Below are 15394 nucleotides of genomic sequence, written 5' to 3' on the forward strand. Positions count from 1 at the left end.
GTCGGCGGCCACGGCTGCATCGGCGAACAGCGACGCGACGGCGATCGCCGCGAGCGCGCGGCGGCCGGACTGCGCGACTGTCATCGATTCAGCTTCCGGATGCGTTCGGACGGCGTGATGATGTCGGTCAGGCGGATGCCGAACTTGTCGTTGACGACGACCACTTCGCCCTGCGCGATCAGGCAGCCGTTGACGAGCACGTCCATCGGCTCGCCGGCCAGGCCGTCCAGCTCGACGACCGAGCCTTGCGCCAGCTGCAGCAGGTTGCGGATCGCGATCTTCGTGCGGCCGAGCTCCACGGTCATCTTGACCGGGATGTCGAGAATCATCTCGATGTCGTTGTGCGTCGACGCCGCCGCCGCCTTCGACAGCGGCTGGAACACGCCGGCGCTCGTCGCATTCGACGCGATCGGCTGTTCGTTCTGTTCGGCGAGCGCGGCCGCCCAGTCGTCCATCGCCGTGTCCGCCTCGGCTGCCGGGGCAGCGGCCGCGAGCGCGGCGTCGGCAAGCGCCTGCGGATCGTCGTCCGGCGTCTGATTCAGCTCAGTCATATCCACTTTCCTTCATCGTGTCGTTCGCGCCGAGCATCTTCTGCACACGCAGCGCATATTGACCATTGAAAATCCCGTAACCGCATTCCATGACCGGCACGCCGTCGACCTTGGCGGTGATCGTGTCCTCGATCGCAAGCGGCAGCACGTCGCCGGCGCGCAGGTTCAGGATCTGCTCGAACGTCGTCGGAATGTCGGCGAGATCCGCCGTCAGCTCGACCTCGGCCGCCTGCACCTGCTGGGACAGCACGCGCACCCAGCGGCGGTCGACTTCGAGCGCCTCGCCCTGGATCGGCGAGCTCAGCACGTCGCGGATCGGCTCGATCATCGAGTACGGCATGCAGATGTGCAGCGTGCCGCCCGTCGGCCCGAACTCGATCGAGAACTGCGTGACGATCACGATCTCGTTCGGCGTCGCGACGTTCGCGAACTGGGTGTGCATCTCCGAGCGCATGAACTCGAACTGCAGCGGCCGCACGCTCTTCCAGGCGGTCGTGTAGTGCTCGAACACGAGGTTCAGCAGCTTGCCGATGATGCGCTGCTCGGTCGCGGTGAAATCGCGCCCTTCGACGCGCGTGTGGAAGCGCCCGTCGCCGCCGAACAGGTTGTCGACGACGAAGAACACGAGGTTCGGATCGAACACGAACAGCGACGTGCCGCGCAGCGGCTTCACGTGCACGAGGTTCAGGTTCGTCGGGATCGGCAGGTTGCGGGTGAACTCGCTGTACTTCTGCACCTTCACCTGGCTGACGGAGATTTCCGCCGTGCGCCGCATGAAGTTGAAGATACCGATGCGCAACAGGCGCGCGAAGCGGTCGTTGATGATCTCGAGGCCGGGCATCCGGCCGCGGACGATCCGCTCCTGCGTCGCGATGTTGTACGGGCGCACGCCCGCCGCGTCGCGCTTTTCGTCGGTCGAGTCGGCTTCGCCCGTAACGCCCTTGAGGAGTGCATCGACCTCCTCCTGGGACATGAACTCTGAGTGGCCCATGCGCGTTCCTTTGCCGGCGGCGTTGCGGTTACTGGACGACGAATTCGGTAAACAGCACGTCGTCCACCTGCGCGCGCTGGTTGCCCGGCTGCGTCGGCTGCTCGATCAGGCCCTTCAGCTCGCCGGCGAGCGCGCGCTTGCCGTCGGGCGTCGCGAGTTCCTCCGGACGCTTGTTCGACAGCGCGAGCAGGACGCGGCTGCGGATTTCCGGCATCCGCGCGGTCAGCTGCTCCTGCGCCTTCGGATCGGTCAGCTTCAGCGACAGGCCGACGCGCAGGTAATGCTGGGCGCCGTCGTCGGACTGCAGGTTCACGGTCAGCGGATCGAGGGCGAAGAACGCGGGCGCGGCGAGCGGCGGCGGTTCGCTGGGCGCGGCGGCATGGCCCAGGCCCGCTCTCGTCAGGAACACATACATGCCGGCCGCGGCGGCGGCCGCCACCCCGAGCACGATGACGGCGAGCAGCGCGAGGCGCTTGGTCTTGCCGGACGATGCCGGCTTGTCGGCGGGATTTGCGGTCGTGGTGGCCATGTGAATGCGTGCGTGATGTCTCGTAGCATGCATTGTTCGGCATCCGGCCGTCAGCCGATGGGTGGAAAAGAGGGGGGAATTGCGGCTATCTCAGCCGATTGTCGAACGGGAATGACAGATGTCCGGCGCGTGCGGGCCGCTCCGGATGGCGGCCGGACGGAACGGGACCGGTGAAGCGGAGGATGTCATGCGGCGCACCGCCCGCCGTGCGCGCACCGGCCCGGTCAGATGGGCAGCAGGGTCAGGAGCGGCGCGATCAGAACCATCGCGACGCCCGCGATCATCATCGTGAGGCTCGACACGACGCCTTCCTCGCGGCCGATTTCGCGCGCCTTCGCGGTGCCGACGCCATGCGCGGCCGCACCGAACAGCGCGCCGCGCGCCAGCCGCGTGCGCATCGGCACGAGCGCGAGCACGATTTCGCCGAGCAGCATCCCGCAGATGCCGGTCGCGATCACGAACAGCGCGGTCAGATCCTTCGGCGCATGGATCTTGTCGGATACCGCGAGTGCGAACGGCGTCGACACCGAGCGGGTCATCAGCGAGCGCTGCAGCTCGGGCGACAGGTGCAGCAGCTTCGCCAGCAGCAGCGAGCCGCAGATCCCCGCGACGATGCCGACCGCGACGCCGACGGACAGCGACAGCCAGTGCCGGCGGATCAGGTCGCGATAGTCGTAGATCGGCACCGCGAATGCGATCGTCGCCGGGCCGAGCAGCCACATCAGCCAGCGCGTGTCGCGAAAGTAGACGGAATAGGGAATGCCCGTCGCCGCGACGAGCGCGACCAGCACGCCGGGCACGAATATGAGCGGCGAGAACAGCAGCGTCTTCTTGTACGCATAGAGGCGTTTCGACGCGAAATACAGCGCGACCGTCAGCACGAAGCAGCCGACGGAAATCGCGGCGTTGACCTGGTCGGCCGACAGATTCGACAGAGAAGCAAACATGAGGCGCGGCTCCGGATCGGGGGACGGGCGGGCGTCAGCCGCGCACGCGGCGGCGTCCGGCGAGCACGCGCTGCGCGGCGAGCTTGCGTTCGAGCTTCGCGGCGAGATCGACCGCGACGGCCACCGCGACCATCACGAACGCGGTGCCGGCCACGACGACGAGCGCGAGCCGCCAGCCGTCTTCGCGGAACAGGCCGCCGTACTGGACGGCAGCGACCGCGGCGGGCACGAAGAACAGCAGCATGTCGGACAGCAGCCAGTTCGCGCCGTCCTTGACCCAGGCCGGGGCGACGCCGCCGCTGAACAGCAGCACGAGCAGCACCGCGAGGCCGATCACGCCGGACGGAATCGGCAGCCCGACTGCGCGCACGGCCCAGTCGACCGCCAGCCACAACGCCGCGAGCGCGGTCGCCTGCAGCACGATCCGGCCGGCATGCGCGACATGCGCCGCGGGGACGGGACGAACGGCAATGGTCGCGATCGACTTGCTCATGGCGGGATTCCCCTACAGATATTTTTCTAACGACGCAAGTATAGGATTCCCTCATCCATAAATAAAATGACTTGTCTCTATCCTAGTCATTCCATTTAGGAATTCACCCCCAACACGCTGCACCAATTCAGGGAGGCGCGGATGGAACTGCGCGCGCTGCGCTATTTCGTCGAGGTGGTCCGCCAGCAGAGCTTCACCGCGGCGGCCGACAAGCTGTTCGTGACCCAGCCGACCATCAGCAAGATGGTGAAGTCGCTGGAAGAGGAGATCGGCTCGCCGTTGCTGCTGCGCGACGGCCGGCAGATGGTGCTGACCGATGCCGGACGGATCGTGTTCCAGCGCGGGCAGGATGTGCTCGCCGCGCAGGCGCAGCTGCAATCGGAGCTGAACGACCTCGGCACGCTCGGCCGCGGCGAACTGACGATCGGCATCCCGCCGCTCGGCGGCTCGCTGTTTACACCGATCATCGCCGCGTACAAGCAGCGCTATCCGAACATCGAGCTGAAGCTGTTCGAGCAGGGCTCGCGGATGATCGAGGCGGCGCTGATGTCGGGCGAACTGGAGCTGGGCGGCTTGCTGGAGCCGGTCGATCCGGACATGTTCGACGTGCTGCCGATGGTGCGCGCGCCGCTGTGGCTCGTCGCGCCGCGCGAATCGCGCTGGGACGAGGATCGCGCGGTGCCGCTCGCCGATCTCGCGCGCGAATCGTTCGTGTTCTACGCCGAAAGCCTCGCGCTGAACGACACCGTGCTCGATGCGTGCCGGAAGGTCGGCTTCACGCCGTCGATCGTGAGCCGCAGCGGACACTGGGATTTCATGGCGGCGCTGGTCCACGCGGGCGTCGGCATCGCGCTGTTGCCCGAGCCGTATTGCCGGCGGCTCGACGCCGGACAATTCACGTGCCGGCCGATCGTCGAGCCGGAAATCACGTGGGCAATCGTGCTCGGCTGGCTGAAGAAGGGCTACCTGTCGCACGCGGCGCGCGCATGGCTCGACGTCGCGCGCGCGACGCTGCCGATCGCGCCCGGCGACGATCTCGCGTTCGGCGCGTTGCGCGCGCGCTGAACCCGGTCAGTGACCGATCGCGGGGCCCGCGCCTTTCCTCGGCTTCGTGATCCAGACGAGCGCCGCGAGCACGACGAATACGATCGCCGACAGGTGGAAGAAGTCATTGGTCGCCATCATGAAGCCCTGCTGGGTGACGATCTGGTTGATCTGCGCGTTCGACATCTGGCCGGCGATGCCGAGTTGCGACAGCGCGCCCTGGTAATCGGCCGTGCTCTGCGCGTAGACGCTCACCGATTCCGACAGCCGCGCATGGTGATAGATCGCGTCGTTCTCCCAGAACGTCGAGCTGGCCGCGGTGCCGATCGCACCCGACAGCGTGCGCAGGAAGTTCGACAGCCCGGACGCGCTCGCGAGCCGGTCGTCGGAAATGCTCGACAGCGTGATCGTCGTCATCGGCACGAAGAAGCACGCGACGCCGATCCCCTGCACGAGCCGCGGCAGGATCACATGGTTGAACGGCACGTCGAGCGTAAACGTCGAGTTCCAGATCGACACGCCGGCGAACACGCAGAACGCGAAGCTCGCGACCATGCGCAGGTCGAGCCGGTGCATGTTGCGGCCGATCAGCGGCGACAGCACGAGCGCGAGCAGCCCGACCGGCGCGATCGCGAGCCCGGCGAGGCCCGCCGTGTAGCCCATCACCGTCTGCAGCCACAACGGGAAGATCACGACCGAGCCGAAGAACGCCATGAAGCCGAACGAGATGATCATCGCGCCCAGCGCGAAGTTGCGGTCCCGGAACAGCGACAGGTCGACGACCGGCTCCGCCTCGGTCGCCTCCCAGACCAGCATGAACGCGAGCGACACAACGGCGATCAGCGCGAGCGACACGATGAACATCGAGTTGAACCAGTCGCGGTCCTTGCCGAGGTCGAGCATCATCTGCAGGCACGACACGCCGATCACGAGCAGCGCCAGGCCGACCGCGTCGATCCGCTGCTTCGTCGTCTTCGTCTCGCGGCCGCGCAGCAGGACAAACGCGCAGGCCGCGGAGAAGAGGCCGATCGGCAGGTTGATATAGAAGATCCACGGCCACGTGTAGTTGTCGCTGATCCAGCCGCCAAGCAGCGGCCCGAAGATCGGCGCGACGATCACCGTCATCGCCCACAGCCCGAGCGCGAGACCGCGTTTCGCGGGCGGATAGCTGCGCATCAGGATCGTCTGCGACAGCGGCACCATCGGCCCCGACACGAGCCCCTGCAGCAGCCGGAACGCAATCAGCGTCTCGAAGTTGGACGCGAGGCCGCATAGTGCGGACGCAAGCGTGAATGCGAGCACCGACAGCGTGAAGAGCCGCACCTCACCGACGCGCCGCGCAAGCCAGCCGGTCAGCGGCACCGCGATCGCGGACGCGACCGAATACGACGAGATCACCCACGTGCCTTCGCTCGTCGCGACGCCGAGGCTGCCGGAGATCGTCGGCACCGCGACGTTCGCGATCGACGTGTCGAGCACTTCCATGAAGGTGCCGAGCGCGAGCCCGACCGTGAGCAGCGCGAGTACGCCGCCGGACAGCGGCGCCGGTTCGGCAGTGCGAGGCATGGTGGAAGTCGTGGTGACGGACATTCAGGTCTCCTGGACGGGGTGCGCGTGGCGCATGCGTCCGAAACGCCGGTACGCGGCGTGGCGCGTGCCGGCGATATCAAAAGCGGGCAGGGCGGGCATAAGAGCATGCCGCATCATCTTCTGCCCAGACAGATAAATAAGCGAGCGTTTAACCTGAACATCGCGGCGCCCGGCATGGTGTCAGGCCGCCGGATCGTGGTCCGGCGCGCCTGCGCCGGCGGGCTGGCAGCCGGGCGAACCCGGCCCGTTCGCGATGAAGCGTTGCAGCAGACCGGTCAGCACGAGGAGTTCGTCGGCCGAAAAGCCGGCCAGTTGCGCATTGAGCGCGTTGGCGATCAGCGCCGGCAGCGCGCGGGCGGCCTGCGCGCCACGTCCGGTCAGCGTCAGTTCGATCACCCGCCGGTCCTGCGCGCTGCGTGCGCGGGCGATCAGGCCCTTGCGCTCGAGGCGGTCGAGCATGCGTGTCATCGAGCCGCTGTCGTACGACAGCTTGCGGGACAGTTCGAACGGCGTGCGTGCGTAGCCGCGCGCGAGCAGCAGGATCACGCTGATCTGCTGCGCGGTCAGGTCGAGCGGCGCAAGCGCGCTGTCCAGCCGCTCGACCATCGCCTGACGCGCTTTCGTCAGGTAATAGCCGAGGCTCGTTTCCAGCTCGATGTGCTCGGGATCGTAAAGGCCGCTGTTCATGTGCTTGCGCGCAAGGGAACCGTTTCGGAAAAAACGCGCCCAGTATCTTGAAAATTGATTGCATAGTCAATCTTGCCTGACGCCTCGCGCGGGGCCCTTTGAACGTGCCCGCCGCAAGCGGGCCGTAATGGCCGGTAAACCGGCCAGCCGCGGCGGTAATACTCCCTGGCCGCCGCGCGGCTTACCCTAACGCCTGCGCGGCATTCCCGCCGTCAGTTACCATTCGGCCAGGCCTGCGGCACATCGGCCGCATCGCGCTCGCCCGGTCGCCGGGCCAGGCGCCCAGACAGGAAACACACCATGCCGTACGTCCCATCCCCGCGCGTTTGCCGACCGCTGAGCGCCGCCGTCGCCTTCGCGACCGCCGTGCTGCTCGCCGGCTGCGTCGGGCCGAACTATCACCGGCCTGCCACGCCGATGCCCGCCGCGTTCAAGGAAGCGCCCGCCGGCTGGAAGGTCGCGCAGCCGGCCGACGGCGTCGACCGCGGCGCGTGGTGGACCGTCTACAACGATCCGCAGCTGGTCACGCTGATCGACAAGCTCAACGCATCGAACCAGACCATCGCGCAATCGGCCGCCGCATACCGGCAGGCGCGCGCGCTCGTCGACGAGGCGCGCGCCGCGTATTTCCCGACCGTCGGCTTCTCGGGCACGAAGTCGCGATCGAGATCGCCGGGCACGACGCTGGCCTCGTCGGGCTCGACCGTCGGGCCGGGCAAGATCAACACCAGCTACAAGGTCGGCGTCGATGCGTCGTGGGAGCCCGACCTGTGGGGCAAGGTGACCCGCAACGTCACCTCGCAGCGCGCCGGCCAGGCGGCGGCGGCGGCCGATCTCGCGAATGCGCGGCTGTCGCAGCAGGCGACGCTCGCGCAGACCTACTTCCAGCTGCGCACCGCCGATGCGCTGCAGAAGCTGCTCGACGACACGGTCGCGTCGTACCAGCGCGCACTGCAACTCACGCAGAACCAGTATGCGCAGGGCACCGTCGCGCGCTCGGACGTGATCCAGGCGCAGACGCAGCTGCAAAGCGCGCAGGCGGCCGCGATCGACAACGGCGTCGCGCGCGCGCAATACGAACATGCGATTGCGACGCTGATCGGCGAACCCGCATCGACGTTCTCGCTGCCGCCGCTTCCGCTCACCGCCGAGCCGCCCGTCGTCCCGGTCGATGTGCCGTCCGCGCTGCTCGAGCGCCGGCCCGATATCGCGGCGGCCGAACGCCGCGCAGCGGCCGCGAACGAACAGATCGGCGTGGCGATCGCGGCGTTTTTCCCGACGCTCACGCTCTCGGCGAACGGAGGCGTGGAAAGTTCGATGTGGTCGCAGCTGTTCATGCTGCCGTCGCGCTTCTGGACGGTCGGCCCGCAGCTCGCGGCGACGCTGTTCGACGCGGGCCTGCGCGCCGCGCAGACCGAAGCGGCGCGCGCCACGTACGACCAGGATGTCGCCGCGTACCGGCTGTCGGTGCTGACGGCATTCCAGGACGTCGAGGACAATCTCGCATCGCAGCGCATCCTCGCGCAGGAAGTCGAGGTGCAGCGTCAGGCGGTGGACAGTGCGCAGCACGCGCTCGCGATCGTGACGAACCAGTACAAGGCCGGCACGGTCTCCTACCAGAACGTGCTGACCGCGCAGACAACCGCGTTCGCCGCGCAGCAGAAGCTCACGTCGATCTCGGGCCAGCGGATGGTGTCGTCGGTCGCGCTCGTGAAGGCGCTCGGCGGCGGCTGGGACGTCTCGCAGATCGCACGCGAGACGGGCGGCGCCGAAGCGCCCGCACCGGCTGGCGCGGCGCCCGAAAACGCGACACCGGTCGCGCAGAAGTAAAAAGCGATGCGGCGTGCGTATCAGCGCGCCGCGTCGCCATAGATCAGCGACACCGCGCCGTTCCCGATCGGGTGGCCGAGCAGGTTCAGCAAGCCGGCGAGATTCGCCTGCTGCTCGGGCGCGGCGTGCGCGGTGCCGCGAAACCCGGCATTGGCCGCGCCGAACGCGCCATGCCCATCGAGGAACAGCGGGCCCTGAATCGTCGTCAGGTCGAGATCCGCGCTCGCGCCCTTCGCCTGCAGCACCGCACGGTACGAACCGAGCGGCTTCACGCGCGACACGCGCGAACTCATCCCGTCGATCGTCACCGTCAGCTGGCCGAACGCATTCTTGCCGAGCAGCCGCCAGTCGCTCCAGCCGAGCCGGACATCGCCTTGCAGGTCGAGCGTATTGAACGGCGTGCCGAGCCCCGCGAGCAGCGACGCCGGCACCGCCATCGTGCCCGCGGACATCACCGCGCCGCGCCACGTCGCATCGAGCGTGACCGGCTCGGGCATCGCCTCGGTCTGCCGCATCCGCATCCGCACGCGGCCCGTCAGCAGCGGCCAGAACTGCGTGCGCCATTCGATCCGGCCCGGCAGCAGCGTTGCCGCGCTGCGTTCCACGCCCGGCGCGAGCATCAGCGTCGCCGAGCCTCGCCAGAGCGACCCTTCCGGATCGACGAGATTCACGTGGCCGTCCGTCGCGTTCGCGAATTGCGGCGCGACCCATGCGGCCGGTGCGAGCGACACGAGCGTGATCGCGCTCGCGAGCCCGCCAGCGGCCAGCCACGGCAATGCGGCGACGAGCCGCTTCGACCATGGTTTCATCGGCCCGCCCGCGGTGCGGTCTGCATCATCGCCGGCCTCACTTCTGCACCGCCGGCTGCATCACGGCCGTCAGGTCGACCTGGCCGTCGTCTTTCAGCGCGCTCACGTGCGCCTCGCCGACCTGCACCTTGAACTGCTTGCGCGCATCGTCGAGCCATTGCGTCCACGCGGGAAACGACACGTTCTTCATCTGGATCTGCACGCCGCTGCCGAGCACCTGCGTCTGCGCGGCAGGCATGCCGTGATCGGACAGCGACGCCGTCAGCGCATCTTTCAGTGCGCCGCCGGTCGGCGCGACGCCTTGCGCCGCCGCGGCGAGCGAACGTGCCTCGTTCGCCTGCGCGGTCATCTGCGCGAGTTCGCTGCGCATCGACGGCAGTTCGCGCGTGATCCGTGCGCGGCCTTCCTGCGCGGGCGCCCACAGCACCGAATAGGCGATCGCGGCCGCCAGCACGGCGCCGCCCCAGCCGAGCAGGGTTTTCTCGCGCGGGGTGCGCTCGCCCCAGAATTGCTTCAGCGTTTCATTCAGTTCAGCCTTCATGACCGGCTCCGGATCGTCCATTTGCCCGTGCTGCTGTCGACTTCGCCCGTCAGCCCGTTGCGCGCGAGACGCTGCGTGAAATCCGGATCGACCTTCACATCGGGCTTGAAGCCGACATCGAGACGCCGGTCGTGATAGTCGAGCGACGCGATGCCGTTTTGCGGCAGCGCGCCGAGCGAGCGCGACAGGCCGCTTGCGAGCGCGAGGAAATCGTTCGGCGACAGTTCGCCCGCCGCGACGCGCAGCTGGTCGAGCTGGCGCGTCATCTGCGCGGACGGATCGAGCACCGTCGTGGTCTTCGGGAACGCGGACAGCAGCGTTTCGGTGATCTGCGCGGACAGCGCATCGCGCTCGCGCGAGAGCTTCCACCACGACAGGTTCATGCCGATCACGGCGACGCCGAGCGTGGCCGCCGCGAGCGCGACCGGCACGCGCAGGCGCTTGACGGTCGCCTGGTCGAAACGCCAGGGCTTCGCCTCGAATTCGAACTGGCACAGGTCGAAGCGCTCGGCAAGCGCACGCCGCGCGAACGTATCGAACGGCAGGGCGGCCGCGTCCGGCATCGACGCGGCATCGCGCAACGCCGGATCGCCGGTCCGCCCGATCGACGCCAGCCGCGGCTCCGCGCCCGGCTCGCCGAGCGCGTACAACTCGACAGGCGCACCGCCCGTCAACGCGGCGAGGGTCGCGGCGGCGCGCTGCGCGGGCGCGGCGAACCCTTCGCCCAGCGCGCCGCGCGCCACCGCCAGTTCGAGACGCGACTCGCCGAGCACGTCCGCCTGCGCGTCCGCTTCGACGAGGACCGCCTCGACCGGCACCGCGACCCCCATCACCGCGGCGACCGCGGGCTGGCGCGGCACGGCCGCCGCAGATGCACCCGCCTCGCCTTCGGCCGGCGGCGCGGAATCGGCCGCCGCCGGCGCGACCGGTGAGGGCAGGCAACGCATCGCGGGCACCGCACGCAGGTTGCGGTGCCCCGCGGCGACGAACGCGTCGCAGATCGTGCGAAACCAGGCGCGATCGACGATTGCCAGCACACGGCGGCCGTCCGGCAGCACGGCCGGATCGAGTGCGATATGACAGGTCTGCGGGTCCTGGATCAGCTGATCCTCGACAATGTTGGGCAGCGCCTGGCGCAGCTTCGGCCCCTTGAGGGGCGGCACGGTCGCCGCCAGCAGCAGCACGTCGCGCGCGGCGACGACCAGCACCGTCGTGACCGCCCGCGGCAGGAGCGCGAGGGCGGCGCGGCCGGCGCGCTGCGTCTGGCCGGCCTTGTCGACGAGCACGAACGGCAGCTCGGGCCATTGCCATTCCTGCAACGGCACGGCGGGCTCGCGCGGCGGCAGTAAAACAATCAATGTGCTCAAGAGCTCCCCTCCCGAATGGCGTCGTTATAGTTGATCGCGGATGCGTACGACCCGCGTCGTGTGGGTGGTCGGATCACGATACACGAGCGAGGTGCGATCCACCTCGGCGCGGTCGTGCTGAATCCGGCCATGCACGATGAAATAGCTCGAATTGACGTCGATCTGGCTCGAGTCGACCGTCGCGTTCGGCGCGCCCGCGCCGCGCAGCGCAAGCTGCACGTCGCCGACATTGCGGAAAAAAACCGTCTCGCGGCGCGACACCAGCGCCTGCGCCGACGCCACGCTCATCCCCGGCACAAGCGACGCGATCACCTCGGCGGGCGCCGTGTTCATGTTCACCGGCGTCGTCGTCGGCAGCACCGTGACGAACGGGCGCAGCCGTTCGACCATGTCCGGCGTCACGCCTTCGATGTCGAGCAGGCTGTCGACGCTCGTCATCAGGAGCGGGGCCGGCCCGCGCTCGCCGCCCGCCAGGCCCGGATCGTCGGTGAACGCGGCGCTGCCCTGCGTGCCGGTGCCGGCTTCCTGCACGGCCGGCGTGCTGGCCGCGCCGGGCAATGCCGCCGTCTGGAAGCGCGTCGCCGAATGCGCGATGCCGGCGCGCACCTGCATCGCGATCCGCTTCGCGAGCGCGCCGTCGTAGCCGAGCGAGGTCAGCAGCCGCTGGAACGCCTGCAGTTGCGCGGCATTGATCTGCAGCGCGCCGGGCGCGGGCGACGCGACCAGGTTGCGGAGATTGAATTTGGCCTGCGCATCCTCGATCGAGCCGGACAGGGAGGTGTCGTCGCCGCCGCTCGGCCCGGCGATCTTGCCGAGAAACTCCGACAGCTTCGTCGTCGCGATCGGCACGGCCCAGATCCCGCCGAGATACGTGATGCCGGGCGCGGTATCGCCTTCGGAGCGCAATACCATGCGCGTCCAGTCGAGCGCGCCGCGCGCGATCCATTGCGCCTGCGCGATCACGCGCTGGTTCTCGATGCGGCGGATCTGCACTTGCTGGCGCCACAGCATGCCCGACACGAGGATCGCCGACAGCGCGACGACGAGCAGCGCGGTGATGATCGCCGCCCCGCGTTGCCGGCGCGCGGTGATGCGATGCAGGGAGCGGGGCGCGCGCATAGTCATTCCCCGACGAGGAAGATGCGCGAGACCGGCACGCGCAGCGACGTCGCGCCGATGCTGACCTGCAGGCCCGTCACCGCCCGCGGCGGCGGCGCGTTGCCGAGCTGCGGCACCTTGAGCGCCTCGTTGTTCTGCGCGAGCGCCGCCTCGGCCGCCGGCATATTGGCCGTCCAGCCGACGCGCGGCACGTACAGCTGCGCGTTGATCGCGCCGACGCCGTTCATCAGCGCCACCGCATGCCAGCCTTCGATGCTGCTGTTCTTGAGCACGTCGCGCAGCCGGTTCGCCTCGTCGATCGGCGGCGACGCGAAGCGCACCACGCGGCCGCCCGCGATCCGGTAGCGGATCACCTGCAAGCGCGGCGCCAGACCCGGCGCGTCGAACTCGCGGACAATCTGCAGCGTGTTGCCGGCGATGCCGATCGCGGGCTGGCCGGCCTCGTCGTCCGTTGCCGCGCGGCGGGCATCGATGCGCATCTGGTCGAACATCTGCGCGAACACGCGCTCGTCCTCCATCGCGGCGGCGACCTTGTCGCGACCGCGCACGATCTGGTCGAGCCCGCGCCACGACAGCACGGCGACCACCGCAAGAATCGCGATCGCGATCATCAGCTCGATCAGCGTGAAGCCGCGTGACCTGCAGGCCGCGCCCGTGGAATACGGCGCAGCAGCCGTCCCCGGAATCCGTCCCGACGAACGTGCGCCTGACGCGCGCGGCGCAGGCGCCCCGGCGCGACGCAGGGAAGCGCCGGTCGAATGCGGCGCGGATGCGTCAGAGTGAGCGGCTGGTTTCATTCGGGATCACCGTCACCATCTGCGCAAGTGAGCCGGGATTTCCCGGCGCGCTCACCGAAATCTCGACACGCCGGAACACCGGGTTCGGCGTGGTGCTGACGCGCTGCGTACAGACGAGCTGCACGTTGCCCTGCGAACAGTCGAAGCTTTGCTCGCCGAGCGGCGGCCACGCGTGCGCGAGGCGCAGCTGGGCAAGCGCATTGTCGGCGCTCCAGCCGGCCAGCAGCCGGCGATGCAGGTCGGATGTGCCGTTCGCCATCGAGCCGACCGCACGGATCGATGCCGCGAGCGCCACGGCGATGATCGCCAGGGCGACCAGCACCTCGATCATCGTGAAACCGCGCGGGACACGGCCTCGGGCCGGGCGCCGCGCGGCGAAAAGCGGGAAGGGCGGCCGCCGGCGCATCGTCATTGCACCTGATAGCGGCCGTTGCCGGTGCCGACGATCGTCGTGCTGCCGGCCGGCGAATGCAGCGTCACGCGCACCGGCGTGTCGATGCTCTCGGTGCCGAACACGACGCGGCTGGCGTGCAGGTCGGAACCCGGATAGTCGATGTCGGCACCGGTGACGCCGCCGTCCCAGTCGCGCGGACGCAGCAGATCGTCGCGCAGTGTGCGCCAGCCGTCGGCGGTGCTCACATCGAACCGGAAGCCGTGTGCGGTCGGCTGCCACGCGATCGGGCGGGCGCGCACCTGAGCCTCGTCGCCCGCGGTCTCGAACAGCAGCGCGAGCCGCTGCGCCTCTTCACGCAGGTCGGTGCGCGGATTGCGCGTCAGCGACAGCGACGCGAGCGACACCAGCAGGCCCGCGATCACCAGCACGACCAGCATCTCGAGCAGCGTGAAGCCGCGCGCCCCGCCGGCCGCGCCTTTCGGATACGGCGCGGCGGACCTGCCCGGAGCACGCGCCGAACGCGGCGCGCCGGGGGCGCGCCCGGAAGGCTGCGCTTCCGGACGGCGGGACGCCGCGAAGCGCTCCCCGAAGCGAAAGGTCATACGGATGGCGGGCATGATCGGAACGGGCGTCGCGCCTGGGAGATCAGCGTCCGGTTACTGCCACGAACCGATATCGGTATCGTTGCCTTCGCCGCCTTCCTTGCCGTCGGCGCCGTAGCTGAACACGTCGATTTCGCCGTGCACGCCCGGGTTCAGATACTTGTAGGCGTTGCCCCACGGGTCGTTCGGCAGACGCTCGAGATAGCCGCCTTCCTTCCAGTTGTTCGGGATCGGATCGGTGGCCGGCTTCTGGATCAGCGCGTTCAGGCCCTGTTCCTGCGACGGATAGCGGCCGTTGTCGAGACGGTACAGCTTGAGCGCCTGCATGACCGTGCCGATGTCCTGCTTCGCGGCGATGCGGCGCGCTTCGTCCGGCCGGCTCATGATCTTCGGCACGATCAGCGCCGCGAGAATGCCGAGGATCGCGATCACCACCATGATCTCGATCAGCGTGAAACCGCGCTGACGGCGGCCGGCCTCGGTGCGGCGAGTGATCCACGTTTGCATGACTGACTACCTCTTTCCAAAAAAATGTCGTCGATTGAGCGAGCGCCCGCCACGATCGAAGGCCGTCCCCGCGGGACGGCGCCCCCGATTGCTCCGGGCGCGGAGCACGCATTGTAAGGGGCGGCCCGACAAGGGCTTTCACTCAACGCAAATTTCACACACATCCGTACAATAACGCGCATGAACGCGCTCTCGATCCGGATCCTCTCCCTCGCACTCTTCGCTGCGTTGTGCGCGACGGCCACGTACTGGGTCGTCACGCTGTCGGCCCGCGAAGCGCCGCTGCCCGCCGCCGTCGCGCGGCCCCCGATCCGCACCGAGGACGCCGCGGCGCTGTTCGGCGGCAAGCTCGACCGCAATGCCGTGCAGGACATCCACCTGTTCGGCATCCTGGCGCTGCAGCGCGGCGCCGCCGCGATCGTCGGCGTCGGCGGCGAGCCGCCGCGCGCGGTGTCGCTCGGGGCCGAGGTCTCGCCCGGCGCGACGCTCGCCGAAGTCCGCGACCGCTCGATCATCGTCGACCGCAACGGCGCCCACGCCGAAATCTTCCTGCCCGTGAACACGCCGTCTCCGGCGATCTACGTCCGCTGAGCCCG

Annotated in this window: 18 protein-coding genes; 3 read left to right on the top strand and 15 right to left on the bottom strand. The window is 68.9% G+C overall.

Annotated features, from left to right (window positions below):
- Positions 1–80: 80 nt before the first annotated feature.
- The 5 genes from fliN to KH616_RS02455 form a co-directional block, all read right to left on the bottom strand.
- Positions 81–551, bottom strand: a complete 471-nt coding sequence (gene fliN / locus KH616_RS02435) for a flagellar motor switch protein FliN (RefSeq protein WP_292234861.1) — start codon at positions 549–551, stop codon at positions 81–83.
- The gene (gene fliM, locus KH616_RS02440) at positions 544–1542 is read right to left on the bottom strand and encodes a flagellar motor switch protein FliM (protein ID WP_292234862.1); all 999 of its coding nucleotides are present in this window, start codon (positions 1540–1542) and stop codon (positions 544–546) included. The genes fliN and fliM overlap by 8 nt, the downstream gene beginning before the upstream one ends.
- A gap of 28 nt (positions 1543–1570) precedes the next feature.
- Positions 1571–2104, bottom strand: coding sequence for a flagellar basal body-associated protein FliL (fliL, locus tag KH616_RS02445; RefSeq protein WP_292234864.1), 534 nt, complete (start codon positions 2102–2104; stop codon positions 1571–1573).
- A 191-nt stretch (positions 2105–2295) separates the two neighbouring features.
- The gene (locus KH616_RS02450; RefSeq protein ID WP_292234868.1) at positions 2296–3018 is read right to left on the bottom strand and encodes an LrgB family protein; all 723 of its coding nucleotides are present in this window, start codon (positions 3016–3018) and stop codon (positions 2296–2298) included.
- A gap of 34 nt (positions 3019–3052) precedes the next feature.
- Complete coding sequence (locus KH616_RS02455) at positions 3053–3511, bottom strand: CidA/LrgA family protein (protein WP_292234870.1); 459 nt, start codon at positions 3509–3511, stop codon at positions 3053–3055.
- 141 nt (positions 3512–3652) lie between these two features.
- Here KH616_RS02455 and KH616_RS02460 point away from each other — a divergent pair, with 141 nt between their 5' ends.
- Complete coding sequence (locus KH616_RS02460; protein WP_292234871.1) at positions 3653–4576, top strand: LysR family transcriptional regulator; 924 nt, start codon at positions 3653–3655, stop codon at positions 4574–4576.
- 6 nt (positions 4577–4582) lie between these two features.
- Here KH616_RS02460 and KH616_RS02465 read toward each other — a convergent pair whose 3' ends face one another.
- Together KH616_RS02465 and KH616_RS02470 are read right to left on the bottom strand one after the other, a co-directional pair.
- Positions 4583–6145, bottom strand: a complete 1563-nt coding sequence (locus KH616_RS02465; protein WP_292234873.1) for a DHA2 family efflux MFS transporter permease subunit — start codon at positions 6143–6145, stop codon at positions 4583–4585.
- 180 nt (positions 6146–6325) lie between these two features.
- Positions 6326–6832 (bottom strand): MarR family transcriptional regulator, encoded by a 507-nt coding sequence (locus KH616_RS02470; protein WP_292234876.1) that lies wholly within the window; start codon positions 6830–6832, stop codon positions 6326–6328.
- A 300-nt stretch (positions 6833–7132) separates the two neighbouring features.
- Here KH616_RS02470 and KH616_RS02475 point away from each other — a divergent pair, with 300 nt between their 5' ends.
- On the top strand, positions 7133–8662 hold the full coding sequence (locus KH616_RS02475; protein ID WP_292234877.1) for an efflux transporter outer membrane subunit: 1530 nt from the start codon (positions 7133–7135) through the stop codon (positions 8660–8662).
- 20 nt (positions 8663–8682) lie between these two features.
- Here KH616_RS02475 and KH616_RS02480 read toward each other — a convergent pair whose 3' ends face one another.
- From KH616_RS02480 to gspG, 8 genes are read right to left on the bottom strand one after another with little or no spacing between them, the layout of a single operon-like run.
- Positions 8683–9471, bottom strand: a complete 789-nt coding sequence (locus KH616_RS02480; RefSeq protein WP_292234878.1) for a type II secretion system protein N — start codon at positions 9469–9471, stop codon at positions 8683–8685.
- Positions 9472–9508: 37 nt separating this feature from the next.
- Positions 9509–10012, bottom strand: a complete 504-nt coding sequence (locus KH616_RS02485; protein WP_292234880.1) for a type II secretion system protein M — start codon at positions 10010–10012, stop codon at positions 9509–9511.
- A complete protein-coding gene (gene gspL / locus KH616_RS02490; protein WP_292234881.1) occupies positions 10009–11379 on the bottom strand; it encodes a type II secretion system protein GspL in 1371 nt (456 codons plus the stop codon). Before gspL ends, KH616_RS02485 begins: the two co-directional genes overlap by 4 nt.
- A gap of 24 nt (positions 11380–11403) precedes the next feature.
- Positions 11404–12498, bottom strand: coding sequence for a type II secretion system minor pseudopilin GspK (gene gspK / locus KH616_RS02495; protein ID WP_292234882.1), 1095 nt, complete (start codon positions 12496–12498; stop codon positions 11404–11406).
- Positions 12499–12500: 2 nt separating this feature from the next.
- Entirely contained in the window at positions 12501–13295 is a 795-nt protein-coding gene (locus KH616_RS02500) for a prepilin-type N-terminal cleavage/methylation domain-containing protein (RefSeq protein ID WP_292234884.1), read from the bottom strand.
- Entirely contained in the window at positions 13273–13701 is a 429-nt protein-coding gene (gspI, locus tag KH616_RS02505; RefSeq protein ID WP_292236145.1) for a type II secretion system minor pseudopilin GspI, read from the bottom strand. The genes KH616_RS02500 and gspI overlap by 23 nt, the downstream gene beginning before the upstream one ends.
- A 2-nt stretch (positions 13702–13703) precedes the next feature.
- Complete coding sequence (locus tag KH616_RS02510; RefSeq protein WP_292234885.1) at positions 13704–14306, bottom strand: GspH/FimT family pseudopilin; 603 nt, start codon at positions 14304–14306, stop codon at positions 13704–13706.
- 39 nt (positions 14307–14345) lie between these two features.
- A complete protein-coding gene (gspG, locus tag KH616_RS02515) occupies positions 14346–14798 on the bottom strand; it encodes a type II secretion system major pseudopilin GspG (RefSeq protein ID WP_292234886.1) in 453 nt (150 codons plus the stop codon).
- 180 nt (positions 14799–14978) lie between these two features.
- Here gspG and KH616_RS02520 point away from each other — a divergent pair, with 180 nt between their 5' ends.
- On the top strand, positions 14979–15389 hold the full coding sequence (locus KH616_RS02520) for a type II secretion system protein N (RefSeq protein ID WP_292234889.1): 411 nt from the start codon (positions 14979–14981) through the stop codon (positions 15387–15389).
- Positions 15390–15394: the final 5 nt, after the last annotated feature.

Source organism: Burkholderia sp. (assembly GCF_018375725.1).
Taxonomy (GTDB): Bacteria; Pseudomonadota; Gammaproteobacteria; order Burkholderiales; family Burkholderiaceae; genus Burkholderia.